The organism is Rhodococcus jostii RHA1 (assembly GCF_000014565.1).
Classification (GTDB): Bacteria; Actinomycetota; Actinomycetes; order Mycobacteriales; family Mycobacteriaceae; genus Rhodococcus_F; species Rhodococcus_F jostii_A.
This window is the reverse complement of the sequence record NC_008268.1, coordinates 565,079-581,410: the sequence shown is the minus strand read 5'-3', so window position 1 is coordinate 581,410 and position 16,332 is coordinate 565,079. Positions and strand designations below refer to the sequence as shown.

19 protein-coding genes and 1 pseudogene are annotated in these 16,332 nt (G+C 65.8%); 9 read left to right on the top strand and 11 right to left on the bottom strand.

The annotated features are described in order from the left end of the window. Positions 1–264 precede the first annotated feature (264 nt). Positions 265–1,487, top strand: a protein-coding gene (locus tag RHA1_RS02455) for an IS3-like element ISRhosp1 family transposase (protein ID WP_085996104.1) whose coding sequence is annotated in 2 segments (ribosomal slippage) — positions 265–520 and positions 520–1,487 — 1,224 coding nt in all. Because the reading frame shifts where the segments join, the coding sequence is not laid out codon by codon here. Positions 1,488–1,873: 386 nt separating this feature from the next. On the opposite strand, the gene RHA1_RS51515 is transcribed toward RHA1_RS02455, so the two are convergent. Further along, entirely contained in the window at positions 1,874–2,065 is a 192-nt protein-coding gene (locus RHA1_RS51515; protein ID WP_009473110.1) for a hypothetical protein, read from the bottom strand. Between the two features lie 659 nt (positions 2,066–2,724). Here RHA1_RS51515 and RHA1_RS50275 point away from each other — a divergent pair. Continuing rightward, positions 2,725–2,868, top strand: a complete 144-nt coding sequence (locus RHA1_RS50275) for a hypothetical protein (RefSeq protein WP_167540918.1) — start codon at positions 2,725–2,727, stop codon at positions 2,866–2,868. A gap of 712 nt (positions 2,869–3,580) precedes the next feature. Beyond that, positions 3,581–3,934, top strand: coding sequence for a DUF732 domain-containing protein (locus RHA1_RS02445; RefSeq protein ID WP_009473109.1), 354 nt, complete (start codon positions 3,581–3,583; stop codon positions 3,932–3,934). A 77-nt stretch (positions 3,935–4,011) separates the two neighbouring features. On the opposite strand, the gene RHA1_RS53175 is transcribed toward RHA1_RS02445, so the two are convergent. After that, entirely contained in the window at positions 4,012–4,188 is a 177-nt protein-coding gene (locus RHA1_RS53175; protein WP_337503921.1) for an FHA domain-containing protein, read from the bottom strand. 200 nt (positions 4,189–4,388) lie between these two features. Between RHA1_RS53175 and RHA1_RS02440 the strand changes: the two genes are divergently transcribed. Further along, a complete protein-coding gene (locus tag RHA1_RS02440; protein ID WP_009473107.1) occupies positions 4,389–4,757 on the top strand; it encodes a PH domain-containing protein in 369 nt (122 codons plus the stop codon). Positions 4,758–5,568: 811 nt separating this feature from the next. Here the strand turns inward: RHA1_RS02440 and RHA1_RS50270 are convergent. Both RHA1_RS50270 and RHA1_RS02435 read right to left on the bottom strand, forming a co-directional pair. After that, a complete protein-coding gene (locus RHA1_RS50270) occupies positions 5,569–5,736 on the bottom strand; it encodes a hypothetical protein (protein WP_016880955.1) in 168 nt (55 codons plus the stop codon). A gap of 362 nt (positions 5,737–6,098) precedes the next feature. Next, positions 6,099–6,473 (bottom strand): nuclear transport factor 2 family protein, encoded by a 375-nt coding sequence (locus RHA1_RS02435; RefSeq protein WP_009473104.1) that lies wholly within the window; start codon positions 6,471–6,473, stop codon positions 6,099–6,101. A 341-nt stretch (positions 6,474–6,814) separates the two neighbouring features. Between RHA1_RS02435 and RHA1_RS02430 the strand changes: the two genes are divergently transcribed. Beyond that, on the top strand, positions 6,815–8,212 hold the full coding sequence (locus RHA1_RS02430; protein WP_011593757.1) for an NAD-dependent malic enzyme: 1,398 nt from the start codon (positions 6,815–6,817) through the stop codon (positions 8,210–8,212). Positions 8,213–8,414: 202 nt separating this feature from the next. Next, a pseudogene (locus tag RHA1_RS53170) lies at positions 8,415–8,588 on the top strand (glutamate dehydrogenase); the annotation flags it as partial. Positions 8,589–8,816: 228 nt separating this feature from the next. Here RHA1_RS53170 and RHA1_RS02425 read toward each other — a convergent pair. The 3 genes from RHA1_RS02425 to hxlB form a co-directional block, all read right to left on the bottom strand. After that, a complete protein-coding gene (locus RHA1_RS02425; protein WP_011593756.1) occupies positions 8,817–9,107 on the bottom strand; it encodes a hypothetical protein in 291 nt (96 codons plus the stop codon). A gap of 485 nt (positions 9,108–9,592) precedes the next feature. Next, on the bottom strand, positions 9,593–10,213 hold the full coding sequence (gene hxlA, locus RHA1_RS02420; RefSeq protein ID WP_011593754.1) for a 3-hexulose-6-phosphate synthase: 621 nt from the start codon (positions 10,211–10,213) through the stop codon (positions 9,593–9,595). A 36-nt stretch (positions 10,214–10,249) separates the two neighbouring features. Then, the gene (gene hxlB, locus RHA1_RS02415; protein WP_011593753.1) at positions 10,250–10,831 is read right to left on the bottom strand and encodes a 6-phospho-3-hexuloisomerase; all 582 of its coding nucleotides are present in this window, start codon (positions 10,829–10,831) and stop codon (positions 10,250–10,252) included. A gap of 147 nt (positions 10,832–10,978) precedes the next feature. On the opposite strand from hxlB, the gene RHA1_RS02410 reads away from it, so the two are divergent. Continuing rightward, positions 10,979–12,271, top strand: coding sequence for a helix-turn-helix transcriptional regulator (locus RHA1_RS02410; protein WP_011593752.1), 1,293 nt, complete (start codon positions 10,979–10,981; stop codon positions 12,269–12,271). A 57-nt stretch (positions 12,272–12,328) separates the two neighbouring features. Here RHA1_RS02410 and RHA1_RS02405 read toward each other — a convergent pair whose 3' ends face one another. Then, the gene (locus tag RHA1_RS02405) at positions 12,329–12,535 is read right to left on the bottom strand and encodes a hypothetical protein (RefSeq protein WP_041810962.1); all 207 of its coding nucleotides are present in this window, start codon (positions 12,533–12,535) and stop codon (positions 12,329–12,331) included. Then, positions 12,532–12,786 (bottom strand): hypothetical protein, encoded by a 255-nt coding sequence (locus tag RHA1_RS02400; protein ID WP_237723896.1) that lies wholly within the window; start codon positions 12,784–12,786, stop codon positions 12,532–12,534. Before RHA1_RS02400 ends, RHA1_RS02405 begins: the two co-directional genes overlap by 4 nt. A 308-nt stretch (positions 12,787–13,094) precedes the next feature. On the opposite strand from RHA1_RS02400, the gene RHA1_RS02395 reads away from it, so the two are divergent. Beyond that, a complete protein-coding gene (locus RHA1_RS02395) occupies positions 13,095–13,283 on the top strand; it encodes a ChaB family protein (protein WP_009473096.1) in 189 nt (62 codons plus the stop codon). Positions 13,284–13,449: 166 nt separating this feature from the next. Further along, positions 13,450–13,878, top strand: coding sequence for a nitroreductase family deazaflavin-dependent oxidoreductase (locus RHA1_RS02390; RefSeq protein WP_011593749.1), 429 nt, complete (start codon positions 13,450–13,452; stop codon positions 13,876–13,878). Positions 13,879–13,915: 37 nt separating this feature from the next. Here RHA1_RS02390 and RHA1_RS02385 read toward each other — a convergent pair whose 3' ends face one another. Together RHA1_RS02385 and RHA1_RS02380 are read right to left on the bottom strand one after the other, a co-directional pair. Continuing rightward, complete coding sequence (locus RHA1_RS02385; protein ID WP_029538303.1) at positions 13,916–14,698, bottom strand: TetR/AcrR family transcriptional regulator; 783 nt, start codon at positions 14,696–14,698, stop codon at positions 13,916–13,918. Between the two features lie 38 nt (positions 14,699–14,736). Next, the gene (locus tag RHA1_RS02380) at positions 14,737–16,320 is read right to left on the bottom strand and encodes an FAD-dependent monooxygenase (RefSeq protein ID WP_011593747.1); all 1,584 of its coding nucleotides are present in this window, start codon (positions 16,318–16,320) and stop codon (positions 14,737–14,739) included. Positions 16,321–16,332: the final 12 nt, after the last annotated feature.

The following is a 16,332-nucleotide window of genomic DNA, read 5'->3' as shown; positions in this document are numbered from 1 at the left end:
TGGAGGACCAGGGGGCTGCCCACCGGCGGGCGGCCACTGCTGGGCGTGCGGTTGCCATTGTTGGGCCTGAGGTTGCCACTCAGGCCCGCTGGGTTGCCAGTGCGGACCGCCTGGCGAACCCGGATTTTCGCTCATGGTGCACCGCCGTCGACCATGCCGCCGGATTTTCGCCTACGATACCCCCCCAAACCGGGCCCCTGAGGCTGCCCCCTTGGAGTGGACACCCCTGACAATGGTTCTAGGAGAGCCAGGAGGGATGTCGAGGTGGGACGCCAGTCTCTGTACACGGAGGAATTCCGGAAAGACGCGGTCGCGTTGTACCGCGCGGCCGACGGTAAACGCACGTACGCGGATGTGGCCGCGGATGTGGGCGTCAGTGGCGAGACGCTACGGACGTGGGTCCGCAAGGACACCGCCGCCCGTAACGCGCGCTCGCAGGACCGCAGTACCGGCGCCGACGGGACCGAGGCGGACGAGCTCGCGCGGCTGCGCGCGGAGAACGCGCGGCTGCGCGGTGCGGAAAAGGAATGGCAGCTCGAACGCGAGATTCTGCGCCGGGCAGCCGCGTATTTCGCAAAGGAGGTGAAGTGAAGACCCGCCGCTGGGACTTCATCTCCGACCATCGCGCCGAGTTCGGCGTGCAGCGGCTGTGCCGGGCGCTCGGGACCTCCCGTTCCGCCTACTACAAGCACCTGATCACGGAGCCGGCCCGAATCGAGCGGCAGGCCGAGGAAGCCGCGACAGTCGCCGAGATCCGCGCAATCCATACCGAGCACCGGAGCGCCTACGGCGCCCCGCGGGTTCACGCCGAACTCCGCTCCCGCGGACGCAAGATCAACCGCAAACGGGTGACCCGGCTGATGCGAATCCACCACGTGGTGGGCAGGCACCTGCGCCGCAGCAAGCGCACGACCATCGCGGACAAGTCGGCTCCGTCGGTGCCGGATCTGGTGATGCGAGACTTCACCGCTACGGCTGTCGATACCAAGTGGTGTGGGGACATCACCTACATCCCGGTGGGATCCTCGTGGTTGTTCTTGGCCACGGTGATCGACATCTGCTCACGCCGGGTGGTGGGCTGGTCGATCGCTGACCACATGCGCACCGAGCTCGTCACGGACGCGATCGAGATGGCGGTGCGCACCCGCGGTGGTGACGTCGGTGGCGTTATCTTCCACAGCGATCGCGGATCACAGTACACCGCAGCATCTTTCGTCGATGTCTGCCGCCGTCATGGGATTCAGCAAAGTCGAGGACGGGTCGGGTCAAGTTACGATAATGCTCTCGCCGAGTCGTTCTTCCAAGGACTCAAGAGGGAGTGGCTGCACGGACGGAGTTGGACGTCGAAGTCGCAGGCACGGCTGGAGCTGTTCGAGTGGCTCTCGTACTTCAATCGACGTCGCCGTCACTCCGCCCTCGGATACCTCACCCCAGTGGAGTTCGAACAACGACTCATCGCGTCGTCTACGCTGTCAGTTGCCGCATGAAATCCGGTGTCCACTCTCAAGGGGCAACCTCACCCCACGAGAACCGGTGTCGACGGCCCAGTTGGCTCTCCGGCTTGCGCAGGCGGTAACCGACGACCCGGACAACGGTCCACGAACCCGTTGATCGCGCCTGATCCCGGATTGTTGCTTCCCGACGTCGACGCGGGAAGCGCTCACCGCACTTCTCAGCGAGGTACTCGACGCGCTGGACGAACGCCTCTCGGCCACCGTTCGCTGCGGGCGGACTGTCAGTCAAGCAAGGACCGGACTGTCAGTCAAGCAAGGACCGGACTGTCAGTCAGGCAAGGACAGGGTGTTCGGCGAAGAAGGCGTCGGCCGAGGGTAATCGGTGACCGACTGCCCCCAGAATCCGGTGACGAGACCTGTCAGCTGACCGTCACCGTTTGAGCGACGGCTCCGCTGCTGTCGCACACCACGGTCACGGTTTGCTGGCCGGGAGGCGTGCGGAGAATAAGAACCAGGTTGCCCGATTCATCTACGAGGTCCTCAACGTAGAACGGCGTGTTGTCCGCGTCGGCTCGACACCACTCCCATGGCACCGCGCCGGTGATATTCACATCGACTCCGCCTGGGATGCCCCAGATGTTAACCAAGTAGCCCTGGGCAGGTCCTGGGGCTGGGGCCGGGGCCGGTCCGGGTCCGGGGCCGGTGGGTGCGACCGTGACCCATTGGCCGTAGCCTCCGCTGCGGGTCGCACGCCACTGTCACCTGGTGGTCGCCGGGCTCGGCTGGAATATAGAAATCCAGATAACCCGCATCGTCTACTACGCCGCCAAACGTGTAGCCGTTGTCATTGACTAGGCAGTTCTCCCCGGGGGTACCGTCGGTGACATATACATCGACCTCGCCGGCATTGCCATATATCTCGACAGTTCCTGCGGCTGAGGCTATTCCATGTCCGAAGAGCGCCAGCGGAATCGTAGCGCCGACACATATCGCGGCGCGAAGGCCGGTGTGTCTCTTGATAGAGCCGGCGATTCGGGGCGCCGGTGTGGCGGTGGCGACGCGAGCGGTGGACTTGACGAACGTGGGGAACATGGTGGGTCCTCTTCTATGAGTAGCTTGGCAGGTACGAAAAGGATCTGGGATGTCGCTTGTCGGAATCTGAATAGAATCTTGTGACGGTCTCCGCAAGCTCGGCGCGGCCGGGCGCCGGTCCAAGCGGGAGAAAGGCCGCGTCGACGGGCTCAGGTTCGACGCCGCCTCGCATGGCGCCGTGGACTGGAAGGTCGCGGCGGATCCTGAGCCGATCGACCAGGACATCCATGAGCGGCCGAGCAGCGCGACGCGGCTTCAAGGTGGCACCCTTCGCGGGAAGAACCAGCACGTCTATCCGCCCCGCACCGTCACCATCAACTGACATGGAGACGGGCTAACAGGGACAGGAAACTGCTCAACCCGATCCGAGCACACGGGCAACCAGTCCGCCGGACCATCGGGACCGCCGCCCCACACCGGGTCACGACGGAGGTGGTGGTGGAACGGCCAGGTGGGACATCTTCTCTGCGGCAGTCATCGACAACCGACTCACCACCACCCCGTCAACCAGGTGTTCGCCTTCTTTCAGGACCTGGCCAACGCACTCTCTACGCCAGGAATGTGGTCTCCTACGAACAGGTCTCGGGAAACGGCGGTGAGGTGGGGCCGTCGTGCATCACATTGTCAAGGTCGACGGCCGCCGGCTCGCGGTCACCGAGTAAGTGACCGACGTACAGCAGGGCAAGTACCTGCGTCGCCGGGGCATCGACACCCCCGCGCCCTTCGAGACCGAAATCCGCTTCGCCCCGGCAGGGGCCGGGGGCCCCGCGTCGCCTGGCACCAGGAGTCCGGGAAGTTCGGCGGCCACCTCGGCAAGATCCCCGATGGTGTCGTCGCGAAACTGTATGCCCGCAGCGCCCGCAGCAATCTCGGGAACGCGAAGACCGTCTCGACGACATCCACACCGTCAAGGCGGAGCCGAAAGGCCCGGGGCGGACTCACTGAGACCATCACAAGGTTCTGTTCAGAATCTAACAAGCGGCGTCTCGGATCCTTTTCCTACCAGCCAAGGTACTCACCGAAAAGGACCCGCCATGTTCACCAGTCTGAAGAAGTCCGCCGTCGGCGCCGCCGCCGTCGCCGCCGTTCTCGGCGCCGCCGCGTTGGGCGCGGTCGGCACCGCCAACGCCACAAGCTATCTGTCGCCGGAGGAGACATACCTGACCGCCCTGGATGCGGAAGGCATTTCCTACGGCTCGTCCTACTACGCGGTGGGGTTTGGCTACGAGATCTGCGGGGACTTCGAGAGCGGCTACGGCTTCTTCGAGATGACCGAGGCGTACCTGAACAAGTCCGACTATTACTACACGCCGTACGAGGTGGGCTTCTTCATTGGCGACGCCGTGGGGGCGTTCTGCCCGCAATATGCCTACGAGATCCCAGCCTGATTCCCCGTCGCACCGCCCCGCCGCGTTGGTGGCCGCACGCGATGCGAACCGGTCGACGGGGCATAGACCGGCCCTGCCTACCGTCCGACGGTTGGCCGGCAAGGGCACTGGTCGACCGCGATCTGGAATGCGAACTCGTGGTCGCCGATCCGAACGATGTCACCGTCGGTGAGCCGGACGCTGTCGACGACGCGGTTGCCGCGCACGGATACGCCAGTCGGGGAGCGCAAGTCTTTCCCACAGTGGCTCGCCACCTGTCGATCCGAGAATCCGGGTCGTTGGCACAGACGTACAACAGGCGCCTACGGCGACGACGACGGCACACCAACTCTGGAACTCCCAGAGGCGCGGCTTCGATCCGCATTGTCGACTGCGAATATGCCGACTCACATCGAACGCGGCACACCCGCCCGGACGGGCACGATCTGCCCTCCCGAATGTACAAGGACACCACATGCAGACACTGCAACCCATCTTCGACAAGCGCGAGCAGCTCGCGCAGATACAAAGCGGACTGTTGCAGGGGGAATCGGTCATCGCCGTCTACGACTGCATCGGCACCGGTACTGGGTTCGTTGCCCTGACCGATCGGCGTGTCATTTTGCAGGACAGGAGCTTTGTCGGCAACAAGACCGCGATCACGTCGATTCCATACGGCAAGATTCGTTCGGTCTCCGTCGTCAGCAACAAAAGTTGGGCGGGCGCCTTCTTCTCCGGCGGCAGCATCGCGATCGATGCCGGCAAAGTGCACACGGCAGAGTTTCGCGGTATGGACAAGTCACGCCACGTCCATGACGTGATTCTCTGGCACATCACGCGTTGACCAAAAACAACAGGGAGCCTCGGCGTCTTCTGAAGAGACAACCCCCACACGCCCTCGGCGAACTCTGGGGTTGCGTATTGGGCCTGTGACGAGGACGGAGCACCACTCCTGACGTCTGGGAATCACAGGCGGGCGTCCCGTTCGGTCGTCTCAGCACGGCTCGGCACAGCTCGCGCGGCGGGGCGGGGTCCTTCTTGGCGCTTTCACTGGCCAGTCCTGAAGGCGGGCAGCATGGTTCGGGTGGGGCACCCGTGCTGGCGGCGGGGCTGGCACCCAAGGAGGGTGGGAAGTTCGACGAGGCGCCCTGGCGGGAGCTGATCGCCGGGTGGTTTTAGGAGGTCGGCGACCGGGCAGCGCGGGCGGTGACGTGGCCGGCGATCGCGGCGCACCACGACGGGACCGGCGGACAGTCGAAGTCGACGGCAACGGTGGCGACAATCGCGCAACGCCTGCGTGACGACCACGGCGCAACGGTGTCGCAATCGACCGTTCGACGTTATGTGGCAGCGTAATTCGACGATGATGTGGTGGAGTCGAAGGTCACGGTGCCCCGGGTGTGGTCCCGCCCGGCGACGAGGCCAGCTGGACGACGGCAAGCTGGGGATGTGGCGTGATCCGGCCACCGACCGTCGGGTGGCGGTGTGGGTTCCGTTGTGGTCAAGCCCAAACGGACGGCCGACCCGCCAGGAGGCGCTCAGGAGCTTTTGGTCCCCGGGCGCCCACTGTCAGTTTCAGAAGGGCACCCGCACGTGATCGTCAGTCGACTGCACGAGCCCCGCGACGGGATTCACGCACTCGGAGCGGTGAAAGCTCACCAGACCAGACGTCGGAACTCTGGCAGATCGAGCAGTTGGCGGACGCACATCGCCTCGGCCCGCGCGGTCAAATCGTCCAGCTTCGCGAGCAGCGCCGGCGTGGCGGTCGCGGGATCGAGGTGTATCTGTTCCGCGACCCACCCCTGAATCGTTTCGCGATTCATCGTCTCACCGCCAATTCGGTTGAGCGTCCATCCGAGCAGGTGGTGCCGGTGGGCCTGGTTGGTGCTCTCGTCACCCAGTGTCCGCGCGGCTGAGCGGCAGGTCCAGCGGATAGACCTTCGCAGCGGGCACCGGCCACTGACTGCGCAATCCGAGTGGCTCGGTCGGGGAGTGGCGTGTGTTGTTTACGAGGTAGAGAACGCCTGCGACCAATGATCGTGTGATCCTGGGGCCAGTTTGACGGCACGTGATCCGGGTGCTGTTAGCGCGGTTGACAACACCCAGCCCGAGCCGCGGTTCCGACCGCGGCTACCCACGACGTCATCGATCGCACGAGCTGTCATGCAATCGTGTCCGTTCGCGGCTACTTCGTGCCGAAGACTCGTTCCAGCATCGCGGTGTCCGCGGCGGACTGGAATTTGACGACCTTCCCATCGCGGAAAGTGAGCACATCGGCTTCGTCGGCGGACTCCCCACCGGCGGCGACTCGGGTGAGAACGACAACGACATCGTCGTCGGCGAGAAAACGCTCTGGTGTTGTCGTTGTGGACTTCTCGGCCAGTTTCATCCACATCGCGCCGACCTCCGGTTTGCCATGGAAGGTGCCGCTGACGGTGCTGTTGCCGGGCGAGATCCACTCGATGTCGTCGTCGAAGAAACTCATAGCCTTCTCGGCATCGCCCGCCGAGTACGCGGCGTACCCATTCTTGGCGGTCTCGATGTTTTGCTGTGCTGACATGGCTGGCCCCTTAAGTTGGTCCTGCAGCCCTACCCGAGTACAGGTGTACTAAACGTCGCAAATGCACGGCGACGCGCCCGGGCTTACTTCGGACCGGGCACGTTGCCGCCGCACGGCTCCCCGCTTCGAATCACGGAGTGTTCCGTCCGACCGGGCAACTTGGGCCGTTGATTCATCGCGGCGTTGTCGGTGCCGGATGGGTGTCCTCTTGTCCGGATCGGCGATGGCAGCGCAGACTAAGGGTGTTGCGGGCGGAAACACCCGGTGCGTGTGTGCCGATCGGGCACCCGATGATCCGGCCGGAACCCTGCTGGTCGTCATTCAGTATCCAGGAGCTTCACATGCCCAGTCCTAGCCCCGGTTATTCGATCACCGTCCGCGTCCATGCACCGGTTGGCGCTGGCACCACGTCGACGTTGGCGGCCGCGATCGCATCGGTGAAGGGTGCCATGACGGCGCTCGATGTAGTCGAGAGCCATCCCGACCACATGGTCATCGACCTCACCTGCGACGCCTCGGACGTCGCGCACGCCGACCAGATCTCTACCGCGATTGCCGAGGTTCCGGGGGTGATCGTCGGCAAGGTCAGCGACCGCACCTTCCTTCTGCATTTGGGCGGCAAGCTCGAGGTGGTCCCCACGGTTCCGCTCAAACACCGCGACGACCTCTCCCGCGCCTACACCCCCGGCGTCGCCCGGGTGTGTACCGCCATCGCTGAACACCCCGAGGACGTGCGCCGCCTGACGATCAAACGCAACACCGTCGCAGTGGTCACCGACGGGTCCGCGGTCCTGGGCCTGGGCAACATCGGTGCCGCGGCGTCGATCCCGGTGATGGAGGGCAAGGCGGCACTGTTCAAACAATTCGCCGGGGTCGACGCCTGGCCGGTCTGCCTGGACACCCAGGACCCCGATGCCATCGTCGAGATCGTCCGGGCCCTGGCGCCCGTCTACGGCGGCATCAACCTTGAAGATATTTCCGCCCCAAGGTGTTTCGAGATCGAGGCCCGGCTCCGCGATATCCTCGACATTCCGGTGTTCCACGACGACCAGCACGGCACCGCGATCGTGGTCCTGGCCGCCCTGACCAACGCGCTGCGGGTGGTCGGCAAGTCGCTCGACCGGGCCCGGATCGTGGTGTCCGGCGTCGGCGCCGCCGGGCACGCCGTCATCCGGTTGCTCGTCGCCCAGGGCGCGACGAACATCATCGGCTGCGGACGGAAGGGAATTCTGTCCCCGGACGACACCGCCGACGAGTTTCGTACCTGGATCGCCGAGCACACCAATCCGGAGGGTCGGACGGGATCACTGCGGGACGCGCTGGTCGGGGCGGACGTGTTCATCGGGGTCTCGGCGCCGAACATTGTCACGGGCGACGACATCGCGGCGATGGCCGACGAGTCGATCGTGTTCGCGCTGGCCAATCCGGTCCCGGAGGTCGACCCGGTCGCCGCCGGCGAACATGCCACCGTGGTGGCCACCGGCCGGTCGGACTTCCCGAACCAGATCAACAACGTGCTCGCCTTCCCGGGGGTGTTCCGCGGTCTGCTCGACGCGCACGCGGTCGACATCACCGACGAGATGCTGATCGCCGCGGCCGGAGCGATCGCCGACAGGGTGTCGCCGTCCGAGCTCAATGCCACCTACATCGTGCCGAGCGTGTTCGACGCGGGTGTCGCGCCAGCGGTCGCCGCGGCGGTGCGCGAGGTGGCCGAGCGGGGGCCACAGTCCGAGAAGTGAGCCGTTCGCTCATGGTTTCCGTGTCCCAGGCGGTCACAGCAGCGGGCGAGGTGTCCCGAGCCGGAACCGGCGCCCACGGCGCATCGCGCCCACCCGTCCCTACAGCGCGCCGCGTCGGGGCGGTTCTCGACGTGAGGTCATGGGTACTCCGCCTCGGGTCGCGAAGATTGGAGGACGGGAAGGGACCGGGGCGGAGTCATATCTGAACGCCCCGGTGCCCAGCGGTTTTCTGCTGGGCAGATGTGATTGACGGTTACGGAGTCGCGCAGGCCTGCATCGGAACGGTGAAAGCATATGGCTGGACTCCGGCAGACACGACGGTGGCAATCCAGGGCATCGGCACCATGGGGGCGGCGCGGCCTGGCATCTGTACGAGACGGTATACGCGAGTACCTGACCCTGCCTCAGTGGCGACGACGTCCGTCCCGGCGACCCGGCCGTTTGATTGTGGCGGCGAACGCGGCCCGGAACGGATCTCGTCCGCGGCACCCCGAGATCCGTTCCGCCAACGGCCCCACCTACCCGGCAGGCGCATTCACGACCGCCTCCCTGTGACTACTACATCACACCGGTGGAAAGGGCGGGGGTGTGGCGCGCGCGATTACTACGGGCCGTCCGCGGTGCGGGATCGGGGTCGGGGTACGAGTTCGAACCAGGCGCTGATCCCGCCCTGTAGGTGCGGGTCCGGATAACTGAGGGCCAGGCCCTGCTGGTCGAAGGCGGCGAACCATTCCGTCCAGGAGATATGTTCGAGACCGGAGTCGACTCCGTGCAGGTCGATTCGAAGCACGTCGCCGGCCGTGGTGTGAGGGACCCGGGCGGGGATGCCGTGATGGGCTTGGGTCCATTGGCGGACTTCCTCGTGGTCGGTGGTGAGATGCGTGTGTGTGGTCATGAGATCGATCCTGCTGTGTCGCGACGTGGTGCCGTCGTTGCTCGGTCGCCGGGGCGGGTGAGGTGATCGTCGGGGCGATCGAGACCGGGTGCGCGGCGCCCAGGTGTGGGACCCGGCGTGGGGGCAGTGCCTGCATACCCACTGCGGCCGGGTTCAATCAAGGCGCGACCTGCACATCACGGCTGTCTTCACAGGTGTCGGGCGTTTCCGGCCGGGGCATGCCATGGCGAACGCTCATCTCGGTCGCCATCGAACGCCTGGTCGATCAGCCCGCTCGCGGCGCAGTCGGTAGATGGCCTCCTAACCAGGCATGGAGGCCGGCGAGGCGCCACGACCACTCACGGGGTTCTCGCCATCTGTTGCCGGCGGAGAACCCCTCTCGGCTGTCTGCACCGGGACGGAATCTGACCCGGGGTGCGAAAGAGTGAAGGCCCTGAACTGGATGTGTTCAGGGCCTTCACCGTCAGCAATCGCGTGCTATTGGGTCAGTGCTTCCTTGAGTGCCTTCGCGGCCGCGGCGGGTCCTCGGCGCTGTAGATGGCGCCACCGGCGACGGCGACGTCCGCACCCGCGTCACGGACGGCGGCGATGGTGTCGACCTTCACGCCACCGGCGACGGAGAACGGGACACCGGCGATCTTGCCGTCGTCGAGGAGGGTCTGAATGGAGTATCCGGGCTGGGCCTGCTCGTCGAGGCCGGCGTGGATCTCGACGAACGCGACACCGAGCTTGGCGATCTCGCGGGCCCGCTCGACCCGATTCTCCACGCCGATCAGGTCGGCGACGACCTTCTTGCCGTGCTTCTGGCCTGCCTCGACCGCACCCTTGATGGTGGCATCACCGGCGGCGCCGAGGACCGTGACCAGGTCCGCGCCGGCGGAGAAGGCCAGGTCGGCCTCGAGGAAGCCGGCGTCGGCGGTCTTGAGGTCGGCGAAGACCTCCTTGTCCGGGTGCGCCGCCTTGATCGCGCTGATGGCGCTGAGGCCGGCGCTCTTGATCAGTGGGGTGCCGAGTTCGATGATGTCGACGTACGGGGCCACCTTGTTGGTCAGGGCCAGCGCGTCGGCGGTGGTGAGTAGATCGACGGCAACCTGCAGCTTCGTCATGTGTTTCTCCTGGTTATCTTCTGATGGGATTCGTGGTCAGCCGATGTTGGCGTGGCGTTCCCACAGCCGCTCGGCGGTCTGGTCTTCATTGCTCCACAGCGCCTGGAACAGGGCATCGAAGGCGAGGAGCACGGACTGCTCGAACAGGCTGCCCGCGTACTGGGCGGTGATGGCTGCGCTGTGGTCCTGCTTGTCGGCCGCAGGCAGGACCAGGATCTCGTCGGCGCGCCGGGCGAGCGGCGAGTCCGAGGCCGTAGTCACAGCGAGCACCGAGGCACCCACCTTGTTCGCGGTATCGGCTGCGCCGACGACCGAGGCGGTGGTGCCCGACCCGGAGACGGCAATCAGCAGATCGCCGTCGCCGATGGCAGGGCCGGTGACCTCCCCGGCCACATGGACGCGCAGGCCGAGGTGCATCAGTCGCATCGCGGCCATCTGGACGGCCAGGCCGCTGCGCCCGTTGCCGATCACGAACACTGCCCGCGCGGTGGTGATGAGCGAACCGGCGCGGTCCCACTGTTCTGCGGCAACGGAATTGAGTAGGCGCTCGTTCTCGTCGAGCACGATGCGGCGCCCGTCACTGAACCGTGTGCGTGTCTGCTCGACGGTGATGGTCATGGTCCTCCTCGGTGATAGCCGTTCCGGTCTCATCCAAGGCTGCCGACTCCGGTGCGCCGCGGCACCCGGCCGGTCGGCCGGTTCGGGCCGGCCGCTTGGCCAGTGCCGTTGCCTCGTACCCGGCCATACTGTGAATGGGTGGTAAGCGTGGAGGACTCGGCTCGGTTGCAGGTCGACCCCTGGGTGGAGATGCGGAAGGTGATCACGGGACCGCTCCCGGACATCGCGACCCGCTTCTCCCGGTTCCTGGGCCGATGGTGGCCGCACGACGCGCTGGTGATCTTCACCCGGGAGTGCACCGGACGCCCCCGCAAAGTCGCCGGAAACCGCGAGATAGTCGACCGAGTGACCATCGACGAACTCGACGAGATCAAACAATCCATCGAACCCGGCGGTGTCGTCGCCGGAATCCGTTCACTGGGAGGTGGACGCCGCCGGGTCTGGGCGGTCCGCGACTCCGGCGACACGCTGCTCGTCCTGGTCCCGCGGCCATCTCAGGCCGGCCCACCCGAGCCCGATGGGGTCGCGGCGATGTTCGGGATCGTCGCGACCTCCATCCAGCAACAGGTGGCACAGGCCAGCCCCGACTATCTCGCCGAGTCACGGGCGGCGTCGAGTGAACGCGCTCGCACCATCGCCGAACTGACGGAGGTGCACGAGGCGACCCTGTCGTCGATCCTCGGAACCCTCCGATCGAACGACCTCGACGATCGGCGGTCGCGCATCACCGCGAGCGAGACGGCATCGGCCGCACTGATCGCGCTGCGATCGGCGGGTGCCGCCGATCGGGCCCTGTCAGAGGAGGCGGTCACCACGGCATTCGCCAGGTTGCAGGGCGAATTGCGACCTCTCTTGCGGCATCGGGAGGTCGACGTCGACTATGTCGACCCGCCGGCCGACGGCCGTCCGCTTCCGGGTGAGGTGGCGCATGCGGCGCGCGCGATGGTTCGCGCCATCGTGCTGGCATTCGGCGCACAACCGGTACTGGCCAGGCTGCGGATCGCGTGGGACTGCGACGGTGACAACGTCCTGATCGAGGTCCGTGACCAGGGGCCCGGCACCATCGACCGCAACGCGCTGACTCGGCAACTGTCCGGACGCCTGCACACGTTGCGCGGCCGGATCGACATCGAGTCCATCGCCGGATGGGGGAGTCGGGTGACGCTGACCATCCCGTTGGACCCGCCCGCCGCCCGTCCCGACGAGCATCTTCTGTCCACCCTGAACCCCCGCGAGCTCGAAGTCCTCGCGCACCTCGCAGTGGGCAAACGCAATCGCGCCATCGCCGAGGAACTCGGGATCAGCCAGAGCACGATCAAGTTTCACGTCGCGAGCGTGCTCGAGAAACTCGACGTCGCCAACCGTGGGGAGGCCGGAGCAATCGGAATACGAGCGGGAATTGCACCCGGCATTGCGTATTCCGCGCCCGGCACCAGCTAGAGAGCCGAACTTCGATCCCGGGGCGCTTCGGCCAGGGACCGGGCCGGCAGACGGTTGTCACATGCTGTCGAAGATGCGTTGTTCGGGAACTCCTGCATTCTGCGCTGCGGTAACCGCGTCGAGGAGTTCGTCGGTGAGCTGCTCGAAGGTGGCCCATCGGACCCGTTCGGGCGGTCGGTCGCTCGGGTGGGTGGTCAGGAAGCTGTGCAGCATGGCGCAGGTGTCGCGTACGTGCTCGAGAGCCCGGCGTTGGTCGTCGTTCATCGACGGTCCGGCGGCCGGCCGGCGTTCGGCGCCTGGGTTTCGTGCGGCGCGCTGGGCGGGCAGGCATGGTCTACCGCCCTCAGCAGGTCGTGCGTGAGTTGTTTGTAGGTGGTGAGCCATCGGTGGTCGACGGGTTCGTCGCGCAGATACGCCGTCAGGGCGGCGGTGTTCTCGCCGGTATCCAACCATCGGCGTAGGTCGGTGGTGCGATCCTGGACGTGCTGCAACAATGTGTGTGGCGAAACAGGCATCGAGTCTCCTCTGGTAAGGACTTCCCTTCGGCGAGAATGAAATTGGCGTTGCTGTGTGTTTTCCGGGGTCATTGTTACCCATACCGGGCCCCGGTGCCAGGTGTTTCCCCGGTCTACACCGTTGGCAGGCCACCGTGGAGACCCGCTTCGATGCCTGTGATTCTCGGTGCCGGGTGCCCTGCGCAGACCCTGCCCGCAGGCGCCCCGCGGCCGAGATCGGAAAACCCGGTCAACCCGGTACCGCCGCGATGGTCCCGGGCGGACAATCGAGGGGTACATCACGGCCACGACCGAGAAGGAGTGGAGCGGTGAACCGAACCGAGCTCCCACAGACACTGCGGCGATCGTCGAAGGAGGTACAGGCGGCTTTCGCGGCGGCCCACGAGATGGCCGTCCGGCGGTACGGCGAGGGCGAGGAGGCCCAACGAGCGGCGTACGGGGAGCTCAAACAGAGTTACGAGCTCGCAACCGACCACTGGGTTCCCAAGCAAGACTGATTTTCCACTCGGGCCTGGTGACGACTGACGCCTGCATGTGCGTGGCGTCGGATTGGCGGTGCCGGAATGGTCGCCATCGCGGTCAGCGGGAAAGAGCGCGACACGAGACGACGACGTCGACCGGAAATGCCGCCCGTTCCGGTGCCGGGCTAGGACAATTCCCAGGATGAGCACCCCTGACGACTGGAACGCGAATATCATTGCCGAATTCCGGGCAAACCAGGGCCGAGTTGGTGGCCCGTTCGAGGGCGCCCCGGTGGTGCTGGTTCACCACCGGGGCCGTAAGACTGGGCGCGATCGTGTGAGCCCGATGATGTATCTACCCGATGAGCAAGGTCCGGACACGATCTACGTTTTCGCGTCCAAGGCCGGTGCCCCGAGCAATCCCGACTGGTACTACAACCTCGTCAGCGCAGGTGAGGCCGAGATCGAACGCGGCACCGAGCAGTACCCGGTGACTGTCGTCGAGGTGACCGGTGACGAACGGGATCGGATCTACACCGAGCAGGCGCGCCGGTACCCCGGCTTTGCCGAATATGCGGAGAAGACGGCGGGCATCCGGACAATCCCCGTGCTGGCGCTGCGACGCGCGTGACCTCCGTCAGAATCAGGGCCGTTGCTGTCGAGCGCGGTCAGTCGGGGCGTGATTCGTCGAGCAGCCGTTCGAGGTAGTTCAGGTCCTGGCGGATCATCGCGATCGCTCGCGCGGGACCTTCCGGGGTCGCCGACTGTGGGTCCTGATGAACCAACGAGCGTACTGCCATGTCCGCGAGTTGAGTGGCGATGACTCGGTCGTCGTCTGCGTTTCCCGGCTGATGCCACCAGGCGATCCAGTTGAGCATGCCGATGACGGCCAGAGCTGCGGTTCGCGGATCGACCGGTCGCATTTCGCCGATGCGGATACCGTCTTCGATGACGTGGATGAATTCCTTGAGCACGTGTCGACGGCTCTGCTCGTAGTTGCGTGAGATGTCTTCGGGTAATTCGGCTTCCGAACGGATGATCAACTGGAATCGATCCGGAGCCTGCGCCTGATGCAGAGCGATGGCGGTGGCCATCTCGCGGAGCTTTTCTGTCGGACCCAGATCGGTGCGCTCGTTGATGGTGTGTAGCAACGCGGCCGGTGTCTCGGTGCTCTCGCTGACCAGGCGGGAGAGGAGCTCGTCTTTGTTGGCCACGTAGTGATAGAGGGCCGGCCGTGTCAGGCCGGTTGCGTCGGCGATGTCCTGCAGCGTGGTGCTCGCGAATCCTCGTTCGGCAAACAGTCGAGTGGCTTGCTCGATGATCTGCTTCTCCACCAGCTCACGGCGAGGGTTGCTGCGAAGGCCCGCGCTTTCGGTCGCGGCCTGATCGCTGGAACGGGATTTGCCCCGGCCTCGGGGTCGGCGCTCGTTCGGGGCCTCCTCGCTTGTCATGTCCGAAGGATAACGGGCGCCGGTCGCTGGTCGCGTACTCATGTCGAGACCCGCAACCCGGAAAGCGCCGGATCAGCGTCCGACGTCGCCGGATCGCTGAAGAACGCGAGGTGCATCCGCACGCTGGCCAAACCTGCTGCGACATCTGCGCGGCAGGAACCGGGCGCCTCGACGACGACGACTGCGTCTGTGTGGTGACCGAGACGTTCGGCGAAATCGAGTCTGCTGAGCAGCGACGAGCGGGTGGATGGGCCGGTGAGCCAGAGAGTTCGCGCGGTTGGTGCGGTCTCGACGAGTGCGGTAGCCTCCGGGCCCCAGGCTGAATCGAAGTCGATGTCGAGCACTGTGGTGGTGGCTGCGTCGCGCAGGTCCGCCGGTGCGATCCGGTGCTCGAATCGGCGGTCACCGTGGTCGAGTGGTTGCCCGATCGTCCAGTCCGTGATGTCGGTGCTGGGGATCGCGTCGGCTGGCACGTCCGCGTAGTTCGCCAGGCCCTTCCGCACGAGCGTGGGGGCGGTGTCGTGGAATCGGCTGAGACTGACCTTCCCGGCGCGGGTCATGTACGCGATCAGCAGCTGTTCGACGGGTAGGTTCATCCGCTGCGGGAAGGACTCCCACCAGAGTTCGCTGCGGTGCGCGATGTGCTGGAGGTATTCGACGGCGGGGCGGCGGGTTCGCTCATATTGTGCGAGCGCGTCCTCGATGTTCGGAGAGGCGGTGAGTGCGTGGTCGAGTGCGATGGCGTCCTCCATGGCGAGCTTGGTGCCCGAGCCGATGGAGTAGTGCGCGGTGTGGGCGGCGTCGCCGAGGAGTACGACGTTGCCGCTGCGCCAATGCCCACACGAGATTGTCCGGAAGCGCATCCAGCGGGTGCGGTTACCGATCAGCCGGTGGTGCTGCAGAGTGCCGGCGAACGCTGCCTGCAGGTAGTGCAGTGAGGTTTCGTCGCTGTCGAGTGGTGCTGTCTGCTCGGTGGATACGTCGAATCCCGCCCGCCGCCACGTGTCCTCGTCGGTTTCGATGAGGAAGGTGCTGTGGTCGGGCGCGTAGGGGTAGGCGTGCGCGACGAACGTGCCGTGCTCGGTGGTGACCGGTGTGAATATCGCGCTCGGGAGAGCGAAATCGGTTCCGCACCAGAGGTACAGGCCGGTGCCGGTGTCGATGTGTGGATCGAAGCGGTCTGCGAGCTGGGTGCGCGTTCCGCTGTTGATGCCGTCGGCCGCGATGATCAGGTCCGCGTCGAGGTCGGCGATGTCCCGGCGTTCGCCGAAGTGCAGTCGGACACCGGCCTGTCGGGCTTGCTGTTGCAGCACTTCGAGCAGGGATGTGCGCGCGATCGCAAGGAGGTCGCCGCTCTGAAGCCGGGCGATGTGCTCGCCGACCTGCATCGACATGTCGTGCGGGTGTGCAGCGGCAACGATGGCCTCCAGCGATGTCGAATCGGCCTCGCGAAGATTGCGCTGCGTGCGGGAGGCGAGGCCGACGCCGAATCCGAATGTCTTGTCCGGGGCACTCTGTTCGTACACGGTCACTTCGGCGTCCGGATGGCTGAGTTTGAGCAGTCTTGCGGCATAGAGACCGCCGGGTCCACCTCCGAGAACTGCGACTCGCGCGAGATTCATGGCAAAACTCCA